The organism is Persicobacter sp. CCB-QB2, from assembly GCF_001274635.1.
Lineage (GTDB): Bacteria > Bacteroidota > Bacteroidia > Cytophagales > Cyclobacteriaceae > Persicobacter > Persicobacter diffluens.
This window is the reverse complement of sequence record NZ_LBGV01000001.1, coordinates 693,475-710,377: the sequence shown is the minus strand read 5'-3', so window position 1 is coordinate 710,377 and position 16,903 is coordinate 693,475. Positions and strand designations below refer to the sequence as shown.

Annotated in this window: 12 protein-coding genes and 2 pseudogenes; 12 read left to right on the top strand and 2 right to left on the bottom strand. The window is 42.4% G+C overall.

Annotated elements, in window-relative coordinates; all coding sequences use genetic code 11:
- Positions 1–213: 213 nt before the first annotated feature.
- On the bottom strand, positions 214–1,461 hold the full coding sequence (locus NG22_RS03285; RefSeq protein WP_053404397.1) for an ABC transporter permease: 1,248 nt from the start codon (positions 1,459–1,461) through the stop codon (positions 214–216).
- A 124-nt stretch (positions 1,462–1,585) separates the two neighbouring features.
- On the opposite strand from NG22_RS03285, the pseudogene NG22_RS03280 reads away from it, so the two are divergent.
- The 10 genes and pseudogenes from NG22_RS03280 (at position 1,586) to NG22_RS03235 (ending at position 12,700) form a co-directional block, all read left to right on the top strand.
- Positions 1,586–2,865, top strand: a pseudogene (locus NG22_RS03280) (asparagine synthetase B).
- Between the two features lie 237 nt (positions 2,866–3,102).
- Positions 3,103–4,581 (top strand): tRNA (N6-isopentenyl adenosine(37)-C2)-methylthiotransferase MiaB, encoded by a 1,479-nt coding sequence (gene miaB / locus NG22_RS03275; RefSeq protein ID WP_053404396.1) that lies wholly within the window; start codon positions 3,103–3,105, stop codon positions 4,579–4,581.
- A gap of 108 nt (positions 4,582–4,689) precedes the next feature.
- A complete protein-coding gene (locus NG22_RS03270; RefSeq protein ID WP_053406871.1) occupies positions 4,690–6,036 on the top strand; it encodes a sigma-54-dependent Fis family transcriptional regulator in 1,347 nt (448 codons plus the stop codon).
- A 60-nt stretch (positions 6,037–6,096) separates the two neighbouring features.
- Positions 6,097–6,585 (top strand): LptE family protein, encoded by a 489-nt coding sequence (locus NG22_RS03265; RefSeq protein ID WP_053404395.1) that lies wholly within the window; start codon positions 6,097–6,099, stop codon positions 6,583–6,585.
- Between the two features lie 168 nt (positions 6,586–6,753).
- Positions 6,754–7,629, top strand: a complete 876-nt coding sequence (locus NG22_RS03260; RefSeq protein ID WP_053404394.1) for a hypothetical protein — start codon at positions 6,754–6,756, stop codon at positions 7,627–7,629.
- Positions 7,630–7,632: 3 nt separating this feature from the next.
- A complete protein-coding gene (secG, locus tag NG22_RS03255; protein ID WP_053404393.1) occupies positions 7,633–8,028 on the top strand; it encodes a preprotein translocase subunit SecG in 396 nt (131 codons plus the stop codon).
- A gap of 226 nt (positions 8,029–8,254) precedes the next feature.
- A complete protein-coding gene (locus NG22_RS03250; protein WP_053404392.1) occupies positions 8,255–8,533 on the top strand; it encodes a co-chaperone GroES in 279 nt (92 codons plus the stop codon).
- A 34-nt stretch (positions 8,534–8,567) separates the two neighbouring features.
- On the top strand, positions 8,568–10,202 hold the full coding sequence (groL, locus tag NG22_RS03245) for a chaperonin GroEL (RefSeq protein ID WP_053404391.1): 1,635 nt from the start codon (positions 8,568–8,570) through the stop codon (positions 10,200–10,202).
- Between the two features lie 745 nt (positions 10,203–10,947).
- Positions 10,948–11,175, top strand: coding sequence for a hypothetical protein (locus tag NG22_RS03240; protein ID WP_216597585.1), 228 nt, complete (start codon positions 10,948–10,950; stop codon positions 11,173–11,175).
- 334 nt (positions 11,176–11,509) lie between these two features.
- Positions 11,510–12,700 (top strand): mechanosensitive ion channel, encoded by a 1,191-nt coding sequence (locus NG22_RS03235; protein ID WP_072159172.1) that lies wholly within the window; start codon positions 11,510–11,512, stop codon positions 12,698–12,700.
- A 49-nt stretch (positions 12,701–12,749) separates the two neighbouring features.
- Here NG22_RS03235 and NG22_RS03230 read toward each other — a convergent pair whose 3' ends face one another.
- Positions 12,750–13,163 carry a DUF1987 domain-containing protein gene (locus NG22_RS03230; protein WP_053404388.1) on the bottom strand — a complete coding sequence of 138 codons (414 nt, stop codon included), beginning with the start codon at positions 13,161–13,163 and terminating at the stop codon, positions 12,750–12,752.
- A gap of 316 nt (positions 13,164–13,479) precedes the next feature.
- Here NG22_RS03230 and pckA point away from each other — a divergent pair.
- Positions 13,480–15,068, top strand: a pseudogene (pckA, locus tag NG22_RS03225) (phosphoenolpyruvate carboxykinase (ATP)).
- A 114-nt stretch (positions 15,069–15,182) separates the two neighbouring features.
- Positions 15,183–16,778: a toxin-antitoxin system YwqK family antitoxin gene (locus NG22_RS03220; RefSeq protein ID WP_157600840.1), complete on the top strand. Its 1,596-nt coding sequence runs from the start codon at positions 15,183–15,185 to the stop codon at positions 16,776–16,778.
- The last annotated feature ends 125 nt before the right edge of the window (positions 16,779–16,903 follow it).

Below are 16,903 nucleotides of genomic sequence, written 5' to 3'. Positions count from 1 at the left end.
TTCGACTCCCGTCAGTCAGATGTTACAAATAAAATAGAAACAAAGAAGGAAAATGATGCAAATTTCTCGGGATGTGACATCCCCAAATTCCGCTTTTTATTTCATTTTACACATCAAAACGACCAAAAAAGCCACGAAAACCGTCATTTTTTTACACAAACAGGCGTTTTCTTACAGGAACCCATCCTTTTAACAGTCTTTCTTATCCACTTTTTATTCAAAACGAAGGGACTCAATTGGATCTAACTTAGAAGCTTTAGCCGCTGGCATATAACCTGAAATCACCCCCACCAAAACGGACACTACAAAGCCGAGGAACATCCACTCCACAGGAAAAACCAGGCCTTTAGCATCCACCGTGCGCGCGACGACATTCCCAAAAATAAAACCCAGCAAGACGCCGGCAAATCCACCAATCAGACAAATGGTAATGGCCTCAATCAAAAATTGTTGTTTAATTTTGGCCGGAGTAGCCCCCAACGCCTTCCTCACTCCAATCTCACGGGTCCTTTCGGTTACCGACACCATCATGATATTCATCAAACCAATGGCCGCTCCCAAAATAGTAATAAAACCAATCCCTATAGCCCCAATCTTCAACTGGCCCGAAATTTCATTCAGGCTTTCGGCGAGACTTTGATCTCTTTTGATTTCAAAACTATCCTCCTCTCCCGGACGGTCCTGGCGAATAGCACGCATAATTGGCGTAGCCCGACCAATGGAAGGCTCAATTTCCATGGCCGCTCCAAGCCCAACCTTCAGGTTATAATTTAACTGACTGCCCGCCGAAAGCATTCTCGCTTTTTCAATCGGAATCATAATCGCCCGATCCACTCCCTGATTATTATTCAAAGCCCCCTTGCTTTTTAACACCCCCACAATCCTGAAACTTGCCCCATAGGCAGTAATAAACTTTCCTACCGGGTTTATTTTTTGCCCTACCGGAAATAACTTGGATGCAATAGCGTCCCCCAAAATCACCACCGGCGCCCCGCTGCTTACTTCGTTAGGCGTCAGGTCACGACCATAAGCAAACTCCGCATCTTCCAGCGTCAAATAATTATGGTCAATCCCGACGATTCGAACATTTGGATTCGTTTTCTCCGAACCATACTTAATTTCTGCATTCCAGCTTAAATAAGCCGACAAGGACATGGTTTCCTCTCCTTGAAATTTCTCCTGAAAACGCTGAAATTCGGCATACTTGATGGGTGGGAAAATTTTTCGGGCTTTACCACCTTCGTTGCCCCTTGAATTATTATTAATGGACCTCAGCGTGTAGGTATTCGCACCTAGTGAACTTAAATTCCCCTCAATACTAGCCTTCATGCCATCAATGGCAGTAATAATCCCTACCAAAGAGCTAATTCCAATAGCAATAATGGTTGCAGTCAGGGACGATCTTAACAGATTTCCTTTAATCGAGGTAAGGCCTTCTTTAAAATTTTCGAGGAATTGCATAGGTTTAAGGAAAATTACAACGTATTAAACGATAATAAGTACAATTTATTAGAGTTAAATAAAAATGTGAACAAAGTTCTGCTGTTTTCACTATTTATTATATAAGCGGTTATTATTCCATACTATGAAATACCAACACTCCCGTCTCCTTCTCACTTTATTCCTAATACTGTTTAGTTTGCAGGCCAGGGCCATGTATTTATTACTACCCATGGATCAAAAGCAAACCAATCACCTAAAAGCCTATGGCATCGCATATTGGATCCTAGATCAGGAACAGGAAATCTCCTGGTTACTGAACTATCGAGGGGCAGCTTTATGGTAAAATACAGCCAGAAATTTGAGAATGAATGCGTCATTCGGGGCGTTTCCTATGAGGTGATCTCTGATGGACAATCCAACCAGATTGTACAACAACTCGCCTCCCCCACCACCAACACCGACGTCATGAAACTGGAGAAGCCGCCTAAGATTGCCGTTTACACTCCAAAAAGCAAGCAACCCTGGGATGATGCCGTCACCCTGGTCTTAACTTATGCCGAGATCCCTTACGAGGTGATTTTCGATGATGAGGTCATGTACGGAGACCTCCCGAAATACGATTGGCTTCATTTGCATCATGAAGACTTCACCGGTCAGTATGGCAAGTTCTATCGCGCCTATCGTTATCAAGCATGGTACATTGAACAACAAAAGGAGTTTGAGGAATCTGCCCGGAAACACGGCTTCAACAAAGTATCAGAAATGAAATTAGCAGTGGTAAAACGTATTCAGGAATTTGTTTCCGGCGGGGGCTTCCTGTTTGCCATGTGTTCTGCCACTGACACCTTTGATATTGCTCTTTCCGCTGATGGGGTTGACATTTGCGAATCCATGTATGACGGCGATCCGGCTGATCCGCATGCGCAGCAAAAACTGAATTTTGACCCCTGCTTCGCCTTCACCGATTTTTCCATCAATCGAAACCCGATGGAGTATGAATTCTCCAATATTGACAATCAGGAAATGGAGCGAGGGCTTTCGGAATCCAATGATTATTTTTCCCTATTCGAATTTTCCGCCAAATGGGACCCAATCCCAACCATGCTGACTCAAAACCATGATCGTATTATCAAAGGATTCATGGGGCAAACCACTGCCTATAAAAAGAAACTCATCAAATCTGATGTAGTCATTATGGGGGAAACCAAGTCCATCGATGAGGCGCGCTATGTGCATGGTGTCTTTGGAAAAGGCTTCTGGACTTTCTATGGCGGACACGATCCAGAAGACTATAAACACCTGGTGGGAGAAGAACCCACAGATCTGAATCTTCACCCCAACTCCCCGGGATACCGATTAATCCTCAATAATATCCTATTCCGGCGGCCAAAAAGAAAAAAAGAAAAACCTAATGTAATTTAGAATGATTACAAAAAGCCCGACCCTAATTCTCGATAGGGTCGGGCTTTTTGGGCTTAAACCCCTCAGGCACCGCTGAAAGCTCCTTTTCCTCCGATCAGCGATCGATAGAAGATTAGAAAGTATAGGGTAAATTTATCTGACAATCTGTCAGTTTTACCATCAATTTATTAATTTTGCTTACTGGATATTGAGGCATATTTATTGTAAAAGCCTCGATGGTAGATGAATAGATAAAAAATGAGCGAGATCATTAAAGAACTAAACATTCTTGACCAGGAGGAAACCGTCTCTCAAAAAGACGCAACCTGCGGGGTAAAGATTAGTGAGAATTCCCAAACGGGGAAGACCAAAAAAATGTACATCGAGAGCTATGGCTGTCAGATGAACTTTTCTGATTCTGAGATTGTCACTTCCATCATGACCGAAAATGGATATGACACTACGGACGATTACAAAGCAGCGGATGTTATCTTTTTGAACACTTGTTCGATTCGTGAGAAAGCGGAAGATACCGTACGAAAGCGCCTGGCAAATTTCAACGCCCTGAAGAAAAAACGCCCGGACACCATGGTAGGTGTATTGGGATGTATGGCAGAGCGCCTGAAGTCCAAACTTTTGGAAGAGGAAAAAATTGTAGACTTGGTCGTTGGCCCTGATGCCTACCGCGATCTTCCGGGATTAGTGGGCAAAGTAGAGGACGGACAAAAAGCGGTTAATACCATTTTGTCAAAAGAAGAGACTTATGCCGATGTAACGCCTGTGCGTTTGAACAGCAACGGCATCTCCGCTTTCATCTCCATTATGCGTGGATGTGACAATATGTGTTCTTTCTGTATTGTACCTTTCACCCGTGGACGTGAGCGCAGCCGTGATCCAAAATCCATTGTGGCAGAAGCTCAGGATCTTTTCAATAAAGGATATCGTGAGGTGACCTTGTTGGGACAAAATGTGGATTCCTACAAGTGGGCCGAAGATTTTGAGTCCAACACGAAGAAGGAAATCAACAAGTCCGATGCGGAGAACATTGTGAATTTCGCCAACTTATTGGAATTAGTAGCGAAAGTATCTCCGGAATTGCGTGTACGTTTCTCTACCTCTCACCCTAAAGACATTACGGATGAGGTATTGCACACCATGGCCAAACACGAAAACATCTGTAATTACATTCACCTTCCGGCGCAGTCCGGCAACAGCCGCGTATTGGAGATGATGAACCGTACTTACGACCGCGAATGGTACATTAATCGCGTAGATGCTATCCGTCGCATTATCGGTGACGAATGTGGAATTTCTTCTGATTTTATCACCGGTTTCTGTACCGAAACAGAGGAAGAGCATCAGGACACTTTAAGCCTGATGGAGTATGTACAATATGATTACTCCTATATGTTCTTCTATTCTGAGCGCCCGGGAACTTTGGCGCACAAAAAATATGAAGATGACATTCCATTGGAGGTGAAGAAGCGAAGACTAGAAGAGGTAATCGCCATTCAGAATCGCTCTTCTCTGGAAAGAAATAAAAAATCAATCGGAAAGACTTATAAAGTTTTGATTGATAAGGTTTCCAAGCGTGACGAAAACCAATTGAGTGGAAGGAACTCTGCCAATAAGGTGATTGTCTTCGACAAAAAAGACCTTAAGATCGGTCAGTACGCCTATATCAAGGTAACCGACTGCACGCAGGGAACACTGATTGGCGAAGCGGTAGACGCTTAAACCTGTATAATAAAAGGGAATGAAGCTTTACCGCCACATTCCCTTTTACTTTTTTATTCCAACATTTTTTAATCGATCGTTTAAAACTAGTCCAAAGACACTATGTCCATATTTTCTGAAGAAGAAGTTCAAAGCATCAAACAAAGATTCGGCATTGTTGGGAATTCCAATTTATTGAATCATGCCATACAAGTGGCGATGCAGGTAGCCCCAACGGATATGTCCGTACTCATTACCGGAGAAAGTGGTAGCGGTAAGGAATCTTTTTCCAAGATCATCCACCACCTTTCGGCCAGGAAGCACGGACAATTTATCGCCGTGAATACAGGGGCCATTCCGGAGGGAACTATCGACTCAGAATTATTCGGACATGAAAAAGGCTCCTTTACAGGTGCCAGCGAAGCTCGTAAAGGCTATTTCGAAGTAACCGATGGCGGAACCATTTTCCTGGATGAGATTGGAGAAATGCCACTGGGCACTCAGGCGCGTCTTTTAAGGGTATTGGAAAATGGAGAATTTATTCGTGTGGGTTCTTCCAAAGTACAAAAAACCAATGTTCGCGTAGTGGCGGCCACCAATGTAAATCTGGTCAAGGCAGTGGAAAAAGGCGATTTCCGTGAGGATTTATATTACCGACTGAATACGGTGCCCATCTTCGTGCCTCCGTTAAGAGAAAGAGGGCGTGACAGCCTGCTTTTGTTCCGGAAATTTGCCGCTGATTTTTCCGACAAATACCATATGACACCGGTTTCCCTGGATCCATCAGCTCAGGAAGTATTGCTAAAATACCGCTTTCCCGGTAACATCCGCCAACTAAGAAATATGGTGGAACAGGTGTCCGTATTGGAGATGAACCGCAAGATTGATGCGGAAACCCTGAAAAAATACATTCCAAAGGAGGCTCCGAACCTGCCATCGGTGATCCGCCATAACAATGAACCGGAAACCGAGCGCACCAGCTTTGATAATATGTCGGAGCGCGACCTGCTGTACAAGGTATTGTTTGAAATGCGCCGAGACATGACCGAAATGAAAGGCATGATCATGGAGCTGATGAGAGGCAAAGGTAGTGCGACACCATCCACCGCCCCGGCAGCCAGCACATCCAGCAATCTGCCCATGCTGGGAACGGGATATCCCTCATCCCCTAACCCCTCTAACTACAATGCGGAGCCCACCTCCGGTTTTTCAAACAAAGTAGAGCCGGAAGAACATAGCTCCCTGCTTTATTCTGAGGAGGAAGACGAAATCGACACCTATGATTTAACCACCGTAGAAGACATTTCTCATGAAACCGAGCCGGATGAGTCTTTGAGCATCGAAAAAACAGAAAAAGACCTTATTATCAGGGCTTTAAGGAAAAACAACAACAAAAGACGGTATGCGGCACAGGATTTGGGTATATCAGAACGAACACTTTACCGAAAAATCAAACAGTACGAAATCGACCAATAAAGTCTGAATATCAAGCTTTTTGATTATTTTTACGCCCCGAAAGAATTAGCAACAACGTAAATGAATAAATTTAAATTATATATTGGCAATATACTATTTATTGCCGCTTCCACCTTTTTGTTTTCCGGTTGTGGGTTTTACTCCTTCACCGGAGCTTCCATCGATTACTCCAAAGTAAGAACCATTTCCATCGGTACTTTTTACGATGAATCGAATGCCGGTCCGGCAAACTTATCTCAGGACTTCACCAATGCTATCCGGGACTACTTTCAGCAAAACACCTCCCTGGCACTAGTGGACGAAGAAGGTGATTTACAAATTGAGGGCATCATTACCGGCTATAGATTTTCACCACAAGCCCCTCAGTCCGGAGGTAACCAAAATATTGATGGCGCTGATGCTGCCGGAGTGGAACGTTTAACGATTACCGTAAAAGCAGACTACATTAATAACAGCGATGACACTTTCGATTTTGAGAATAAGTCTTTCTCTTTCTTTGATGATTATGATCCTAATTCACAGGACAGATCCTCGCAGAGCAAAACTTAATTCCAGTCATCACAGATCAAATTATTCTGGACATCTTTAATGCCACTGTGGCCAACTGGTAATTAATTGGATTTAATCTGTTAAAAATTGTCTTGCTTGGCACTTTTTTTCCGTTTATATTTTCCTTTCACTAATCAATAAATTGTGGAACCTTCGACTTTTCATCACATGCTTTTTAACCTTGAAAAGGTTACCTTGTCGGAAATCACTGACCTGCAGGATTTAAGTGAACAACACCCCTATTGTTCGCTATACAAAATCTTAATGGCCAAGATTGCAAAGGAGAATGATGGGTTAGATTACAGAGAAATGCTGGCAAGTGCTGCCCTGCGTTCCCCTAATCGAAAACATCTAAAATCAGTGCTGGAAACCCAAAATCTTAAGCAATTTTTCTCTTTGACCCTTTCGGATGAAACAACCTCAGGGAAATATCTTATCCCACAGCATAAATTATTAGAAGAGGACAATTTTGTATCATCAGAAAGTGGAATAAAAAATAATAATACACTAAATTTGCCCTCCGCATCGGAAGTAGCAGAGCCCAAAATGGAAGGATTTACCGCAGCGCGTAGTCCCGAAATTGAAGCGGAAGCTAATTTAGCGGAGCAAATCCACGCCTCTTTAGAAGAATATTTACGAGTAAAGACGGAATACGAAGATCAGCAGGATGATGAGCAGGCTTTTCCCGATGCAGAGGAGAAATCGATTACCGAAGAAGAAAATAAGCAGGTGGATAACACTTATATGACAGATCGAGAGCATCTGCTCAAAGAGCAAAGTGACCTGATTGACCGTTTCATTGCGGATTGTCCGAGCGTTAGCCGCCCTCTGGAGGCGGAGCGTGAAAGCACCAAAGCAGTGGACTTGTCCAATCAAAGTACTAAGATGAGTTCAGAACTGTACACAGAAAATTTGGCAAAGATAATGGAGCGTCAAGGGAATTTCTCAGAGGCAGTAAAGATTTACGAGGCCCTGATTTGGAAATTTCCCGAGAAAAAAGCTTACTTTGTGAATTGCATTGAAAAACTACAAAATCAAAAATAATAAATGTTTACTGTTTTAATTGGAGTGATCATCGTTGCAGCAATTTTGCTGGTTGTGGTTGTCTTAGCGCAAAACCCAAAAGGAGGAGGATTATCTTCTCAGTTTGGTGGATCAAGCACCTCTCAAATTATGGGAGTTAAGAAAACTACTGATTTTTTGGAGAAAGTCACTTGGGGTCTAGCGATTGCTATTGTAGTCCTTACACTTTCCACTAACTTTTTTATCGAAGAACAAAGAGGGGCAGGTGTAAACACTTTCAACAGTCCTAATCTGGAGAAAGCCGGACAGAGCGCTACGCTACCAAACCTTGGTGGTGAGGCATCGGATGCAACCATCGAAGGCGAAACCTTAGAGACTGCCCAGCAACTGATTCTGCAGAATAAGTTAATAAGATATTGATATAAAAAGCCGCTTCATTTTTGGAGCGGCTTTTTTGTGTTTCATGGTCAGATATGACAAAATTTCGGCTACAGAATGACAGCCCAAGACTGGCCTGACAGTCCATAAAAAACCTGCCTGACGTCATTTTAAGCCAATTTGTCACAAAGATCCTGATTTTCTCGATTGGCACACTCTATGATGATATCAGGCAGAAAGATTTTAACTTAAAAACATAAAAACAGCAATGTCTAACGTAAACATCCAACCGCTTGCGGATCGTGTACTAGTTGAGGCTGCAGCAGCTGAGACTACGACTGCATCAGGAATCATTATCCCTGACACCGCTACAGAAAAGCCTTCTCAAGGTAAAATCGTAGCTGTAGGTCCAGGTAAAAAAGATGAGCTATTAACGGTAAAAGTTGGCGACACTGTACTTTATGGAAAGTACGCAGGTACAGAGATTACCTTTGAAGGTAAGACTTACTTGATCATGCGCGAAGCAGATATCTTCGCAATTATTTAATCTGTTTTTTTGATTGATTTAAAACCATTGAACCATGGCTAAAGATATTTTATTCCACGGCGAAGCACGTGAGAAACTAAAGAAAGGTGTTTCAGTAATCGCTGAAGCAGTAAAAGTTACTTTGGGTCCTAAAGGCCGTAACGTAATCTTGGACAAAAAATTCGGTGCTCCAGCCGTAACCAAAGATGGTGTTTCCGTAGCAAAAGAAATTGAGCTAGAGGATTCGGTAGAAAACATGGCAGCACAGCTGGTAAAAGAAGTAGCTTCTAAAACTGCTGACATGGCAGGTGACGGTACGACTACTGCTACTGTATTGACACAAGCGATCTTCGAAGCAGGTATCAAAAACGTAGCTGCCGGCGCTAACCCAATGGACATCAAGCGCGGAATTGACAAAGCAGTTGCTTTGATCATTGAAGATTTGAAGAAAACTTCCAAGGCCATCACTTCAAACGAAGAGGTTGCGCAGGTAGGTACTATCTCTGCTAATAACGACTTCGAGATCGGTAAAATGATTGCAGAAGCGATGGAGAAAGTAGGCAAAGACGGTGTGATCACTGTTGAAGAAGCAAAAGGTACTGAAACCGAGGTAAAGACTGTGGAAGGTATGCAGTTTGATCGCGGTTATTTGTCTCCATACTTTGTGACCAACACAGAGAAAATGGAAGCAGAAATGGAATCCCCATACATCCTGATCTACGACAAGAAAATCAGCAACATGAAAGAATTGTTGCCAGTATTGGAAGCAGTAGTTCAGACTGGAAAGCCATTGGTAATCGTTGCGGAAGACATCGAAGGAGAGGCATTGGCTACGCTAGTAGTAAACAAAATGCGTGGATCTTTGAAAATTGCCGCAGTTAAAGCGCCAGGTTTCGGTGATCGCCGCAAAGCAATGTTGGAAGACATCGCTATTTTGACTGGTGGTACAGTAATCTCTGAGGAGCGTGGATTCAAATTGGATGCAGCGACTATCGACATGCTGGGAACTGCTGAAAAAGTGAACATTGATAAGGACAACACGGTGATCGTGAACGGCGCAGGCGACTCTGAGGCGATTAAAGCACGTGTAAACGAAATCAAGGTTCAGATTGAGAACACTACTTCTGAGTACGATAAAGAAAAACTACAAGAGCGTTTAGCGAAATTGGCTGGCGGTGTAGCGATTCTTTACATCGGTGCTGCTACTGAAGTGGAGATGAAAGAGAAGAAAGACCGTGTAGATGATGCGCTTCACGCAACTCGCGCTGCTGTTCAGGAAGGTATCGTTCCTGGTGGTGGTGTCGCTTTGATCCGTGCATCTTCTGTATTGGATGGCGTTGAAGGCGCTAATGAAGACCAAACAACCGGTATCAATATCGTTCGCACAGCTATTGAAGCTCCTTTACGCACAATCGTTGCTAACTCTGGCGGAGAAGGTTCTGTAGTTGTTCAGAAAATCCGCGAGGGTGAAGGTGACTTCGGGTACAACGCTCGCGACGACAAATACGAGGCGATGGTAGCAGCAGGTATCATTGACCCAACGAAAGTTACTCGCTTGGCGCTAGAGAATGCAGCCTCAATTGCTTCTCTATTGTTGACTACCGAATGTGTGGTTGCTGATCAACCTGAGGAAGCTGGTGCAGCTCCTGCCATGCCTCCAATGGGCGGCGGAATGCCAGGCATGATGTAAGATCATTTTTAGGGACAACCCTTTATAAATAAAAAATAAAAGGCTGACATTAGTGTCAGCCTTTTTTTATACCTAATAGTAACCGGAATCACATATCACACAATACAGAATCCCGACACAAAACCCTGAATACCAGATCAAATAGACTGGATTTTAAATTCAAAAACTCGACCAAGCCTCCAATACGCTCACCCGCTGCATCTATTGAAAAAACTTAATAACAGCGCAATACCCCTTCTTCTTCCATCTTGAAGCCAAATGAGAATATAAAATTAATTGGTTTTCAGCCCCTGGAAAGACCTTAACAGACCTGACTACCTTTGCCTGACCTTATTATTTTGCTCCAGTAGCAAAATTGAAATAACCAAGACCGCTATCCCGAACGAAGGCCTACTCGAACTAATCACCACCAGCCCCACCCACCGAACTAAAACACTTATTTTAAGTAAAATACCTAAATCCAGATAGCTCATATTTTGATAAGCTGACCCTTACCTCATTCCTCTGCCAGATTGAATTAACCTAGACAATAGAGAAATACTACTGTTTTTTACTGACTTGTAGCTAAACAAGGACTTGATCCTGATTGATTCAGGCAAAATCAACAAAAAGAACTATATATTAATAAAACCGTATAAAATTAAATATAAGGAATAAGGTCACTTGATTTATGAATAAGCTCCCCCAAAATTTATTCAGCAAAGGCTTCATTGATGATAGGACACAGGCCGTTTATCCTTTGGATATGACAATTGTAAATTGGCTTAGAGCTCACATTGCGCAACATTGGACCAAAAGCCTCCCCACAGACACGCCCATTGACATCTCCCAAATTAGTGGCGAAATCACCAAAATAAGCGCTAAACCAATCAGTAAAGGAGAAATAATGGCAGCTTTTATACTAGAAGGCTTCGAGTACAAACGCATTAAAACCAGCAAAAACGTACTCTTTAAAGCCCAATTAATCGCCTGACACAACACAACTCAATACCCACATTTTATAACAAAATCAATATCCTCCCCCAGCCGACCACTAAGTGCATCAACAAAAAAACTGCTGAAAATCATTAAAAACCACCCAAAAAACCACTTTCCGCAAACGGTTGCAAAACCACACCTCCCCCCGCTCAATTGGTAATATTTTTACGAATTTCGTTTTTTGACAAACTCATAAAATCAAATTTATCACCACATTCACCCTCCTAAATCCAATTCCAAACAATTTATCCCGACTTAATAAAAGACAAAATAACAGCGGTCGCGAGTTTTCATGTTTTGTGAAGGAATACATACCTAACCATATGAGCATGAAAAACTACCTGGACCAATTTGTAGATCCTGTCCTCTCCTCTTTTGGCACCGTGGTTCCATCAGCAGTGGGAGCCATTATCGTCCTGATCGTAGGACTATTAATTGCTAAAGGATTAAAAAACCTAACCAGTAAACTCTTAGGCAAAGCCAAACTGGATAAATGGATTAACGAAAGAACCGGAAGTGAATCCTTCCACTTAGAAAGCAGCATCTCAAAAATTATCTACTATTTGGCGGTAGTTTATGTTCTACTACTCGTTCTTGACATGATGGGCGTAAGAGGCGTTTTACTACCCCTACAGGCGATGCTGAATGAATTCCTCATTTTCCTACCCAGACTACTCGCCGCTTTCGTTATTGGCTTCGCAGGCTATGTATTGGCCAATATTGCTTCAGAAGCCACCGGATTAATCTCCAGCAGCATCGATTCCCTTTCTGGCAGATTAGGCATAACACTCAATTTTGATTTCACAAAACTGATCAAACAAGTGGTTTTCTTGGTGGTCTTTATTCCTATCCTGATCATATCGCTTGATAGTTTGAAAATGAGTGTAATCTCGGACCCTGCCACCGAAGCGCTATCCACCCTGCTTAACGCCATCCCCAATATTATCGCAGCGGCCTTAATTTTAGCTCTTTTCCTTATCGGAGGACGTTACATCGCAAAAATTATAGAAAGCCTACTTCTGAACCTAAAACTGGATGAGCTCATCAAAAAAATCACCATTTTCCAATGGTTTTCAGACAAGAAGTCCACCTCTAAGCTATTGGGACAACTTGTATTTTTCTTTATCGCCTTTTCCGGTATCATTACCGCAATCGAAAAGCTGGAGTTCATTCAATTAGCCATTATCCTTGGCGACCTCCTTATTCTTTCCGGTCATATTTTCTTCGGACTTATTATTCTGGCCATTGGAAGCTGGATGGCATCACTCGCCTACAAAGTGCTAAGCAAAAATCAAGAAAATGCATTTTTAGCCGCCATCGCCCGGGCAGGAATAATAGGACTCTTTGTCGCGATTTCCTTAAGGCAAATGGGCATCGCTGACGAGATTGTCAACCTGGCATTCGGCCTCACCTTAGGCGCTATCGCGGTGGCATTCGCCTTATCATTCGGTCTGGGAGGACGGGAAGCCGCAGGAAAACAAATGGAACACTGGCTCTCCAAATTCAGAAAAGAAAAATAGCATTTAAAAAATAAGGCCCTGATTCAGGGCCTTTTATATCTTTTTAAAACTACAAGTCAAATGGTCTTTGAAGCAAATCATCCACCCCCCTCAACTCCACCGGGAACTCAAACATATTCTTAAAGTCCTCCCCGGTATCTTCCATATCCTCATCCTCCTCATCATAATACCAAACCAAGGTCACATCAGTAGCGTCTTGATGGACCACTTCAAGCATTTTCAGCATATCCACGAAGCACTTACTTGAGCTGGTATTCATATATTCCAATTGAAAAATGACGCGGGTAGTGGGTGCCGGATTCTCAAGATACTCCTTTAACCAATCCGTAACCTTGGTAAAAAAGGCACGGGCATCCTCAGGTATGGACCTCCCCACAAATCTCATTAAGCCTGTGGAAGACTCTAAATAAATTTCCGGTGTGCGCCTGTCTGCTCCTAAATAAAATCTTTCTCCGTAACCCATAACTACAAATTGGTAATACTTAGCCCATCAAAGGTAAGATGCTTACTTGGGACTTCCACAAAGAAATAGAAATTTAAATGAATAACAAAACAATTATCACATTCAAACCCGCCGAAAAACAGCCCCAAACACAACCTGAAGTAAAATGTAATTATTTTAAAATAAACCCAAAACAAGTGTCATGTTTTGAAAATTTAACAATGAAAAATATCACGCATATTTTATTTGAAACTTGATTTAAATCATAAAATTAACTTAGTTTCGAGACTACATTTATTATGTAACAAAACACGACGCTTTTTTAACTTTTTTTATTATGCAAGAATTCGGTATTAAATCTCGAAATGGTTTTGATGCTTACGACTTCAAACCAACTGTAGTAAAGTGGAACTTGGGACCCGCTGAATGTACAGAAGAAATCCTTTCAAGAGGCGAAGGCGTCTTGACTGACCGAGGGTCAGTGATGGTTGACACCGGCAAATTCACCGGACGATCACCAAAGGACAAGTACACAGTAGAGGATGAAAACACCAAGGATTCTGTATGGTGGGGAAAAATCAACCAACCCATTTCTCAGGAAAAATTCGACTATCTGAAAAAGGTTTTGATCGAGTCTTTCGAAGGCGAGACCCTTTACGTGCGCGACATGTATGCCGGCGCAGATCCATATTACCGCCTGAATGTTCGTTCGTATAACACGTTGGCATGGCAGCATATGTTCAACTATAATATGTTTATTCGTCCATCGGAAGAAGAATTAGAAAACTTTGAGGCCAACTGGACTATCATCTGCAATCCGAATTTCGAAGCAGAAAACTACCAGGAGTTAGGCATGAATGGTAAAAACTTCGCGATTGTTAACATGACCACCCGGGAGTTAATTATCGGCGGAACTGCCTATGCCGGAGAAATGAAGAAAGGCATCTTCTCGGTTTTGAACTATGTTCTACCACACGATCACGATGTACTGTCCATGCACTGCTCTGCAAACGAAGGTAAAGATGGGGATGTGGCCATCTTCTTTGGTTTGTCCGGCACCGGTAAAACCACCCTATCCGCAGACCCAAATCGTGCTTTAATAGGCGATGACGAACATGGCTGGACCGAAAATACCGTCTTTAACTTTGAAGGAGGATGCTACGCCAAATCCGTAGATTTATCAGAAGAAAAAGAGCCGGATATCTGGAGAGCAATTCGCTTCGGCGCGATCGAAGAGAACACCCGATTCTTTGACAGATCCCGCAAAATTGATTATGAAAATACAGAGGTCACCGAAAATATTCGCGTTTCCTATCCTTTGCATTTTATTGATAATGCCAAAGTGCCCTCCATTGGTGCAATCCCTAAAAATATTTTCTTCCTGACCTTTGATGCCTTTGGGGTAATCCCCCAATTTCACGATTATCGAAAGGACAGGCGATGTTCCATTTTATTTCAGGATACACTTCAAAGGTTGCCGGCACAGAGATGGGCATCACAGAGCCAACCCCAACATTCTCCGCATGCTTTGGCGCTGCTTTCCTCCCTCTACACCCTGCCAAATACGCAGAGTTGTTGGGTAAAAAAATGGATGAGCAGGAGGTCAACGTCTGGATGATCAACACAGGCTTAAACGGATCCGGCTCTCGCATGAAGCTCAGAGAGACCCGTGCTATGATTACTGCTGCCTTGGAAGGCAAACTTGACAACGTTCGCTTTGAGCAGCATGAAGAATTTGGCTTTGAATTCCCAACTGCTTGCGAAGGAGTAGCACCAGAGGTTTTAAACCCACGCGCTACCTGGACTGATGCCATTAAATATCAGGAAGAATGCAACAAGTTAGTGGACTTGTTCAACAAAAACTTCGAGAAATATACCGCAGGTTGCTCCGCAGAAATTCTGGCGGGAGCACCTAAAAAAGGCTAAACAATAAACAATACCACTCAAAAGTCAGCTTCTTAAGAGGCTGGCTTTTTTTATGCCTCAGGAAAAGCCATCATTTCTATTCAATTTCCAGTCGAAAATGTTAATTTTAAGTCATTGGAACATCTTAGTTTTTGGTTTTTTTACCCCATGACGTTCATGCGATTGTATTATTCTATTATTCTGACCTTTACATTTTTCATCCCCTCTATTTGCCTGGCTCAGGAAGAAGCCAGACTCGTTGGGCAAAACAATGCAGAAGGTAAACCGGAAGGGGTTTGGTACTTTATTTCAGACAAAGGAGATTCCCTTATAGCCGGAATTTACAAAAACGGGCAAAAGGAAGGTGTTTGGAATCAGTACACCGATAATGGCCGATTATATGCCAAATCCACTTATAAATCCGGAATGAAAAATGGAGCAGAGAGGAAGATTTATGCCAGTGGGAAAATTTTCTCTGAAGCCGTTTACACCAACGATAAACTCTCCGGCCTTTATAATTTGTATTATGAAAACGGAAACATTAAGCAATCCGGTTCCTATAATAGTGGCTTGAAAAATGGTGAATGGACCAACTTTTCTGAATCTGGCAGAAAGGCACAAACCATCACCTATGTGAATGGAGAAGTGGAGGGTGCCGTGATAACTTACAACGCCTGGGGAAATATCAAAACAAAAACACAATACAAGGGAAGCCTGCAGGATGGCGAATTTTTAGAATATGATGACATGGGCAATGTTATTACTAAAGGGCAGTTCATCAAAGGAAAAGAAACCGGCACATGGAAGTATTCCTACCCTTATTCCTTAGCAAAATATAAAGAAGAAACCTTTGTCAACGGATTGATTGAAGGCATTCAGATCACCTATTTTGAAAATGGTCGAAAAGAATCTGAATTCAATTATCAGCGGGACACGGTTCAAGGCCGGGCATTGATTTTCTACCCCAATGGCAACCTCTATAAGAACATTCAATTCAAAGATGGCTTAGAACATGGAGATTATGCGGAGTACTATGAGAACAAACTCATGAGTGCCCGGGGAAAGTATGAAGAAGGTTTAAAAACAGGCACCTGGGAATTTTTCCATGAAAACGGACAAAACTCTGAAGTAGGGGAATACAAAGACGATGAGAAAAGTGGCCTTTGGAAAACCTTTTATGAAAATGGATCTCTCCGTTCGGAAGGCCATTTTGTTTTTGGTGAAAAAGGAGGACAGTGGTTCTATTATCATGAAAATAAACAACTGGCCTATCTGGGCACTTACAAAAATAACAAAGAAGAAGGCCTTTGGGGCTATTTCTACCCCAACGGGAAATTACAACAAGAGCTCACCTTCTCCAATGGTCGACTTCAATCCGTTACAGACCCTATTTCCCCTAAAGGGAAAATTTTGAATAAAGGCTCCTTCAAAGAGGGCACCGGAAGCCTGATCACATACGATGAGGATGGAAAGAAAACCATCGAGGAATACTATGAGAATGGCTTGAAGCAGGGCAAAAGCAAATTATTTTTCCCAAACGGGAAGGTAAAAGCAGAAGGTGAATTTGTGAATGGCAAAAAGGAAGGGCTCTGGCTTTATTTTCATAAAAATGGTCGGGTTTCCAGCAACGGGAAATATAGAGAGGATAAGCCTAGCGGAAAATGGAGATATTACGACAAGTACGGCACCCTCATTGACGAGAAAAACTTCGAAGATAATGATTCTATTTAAAAGAATGGACGTTTGATGTTTTTTTAACTCATTTAACCATTTTTAACGCATAAATGAAATTGAATATTTGGAGCTTTCGGTAAGCTCTCCATATATTTAGGATGGATTTCACAGATAATTAGTTA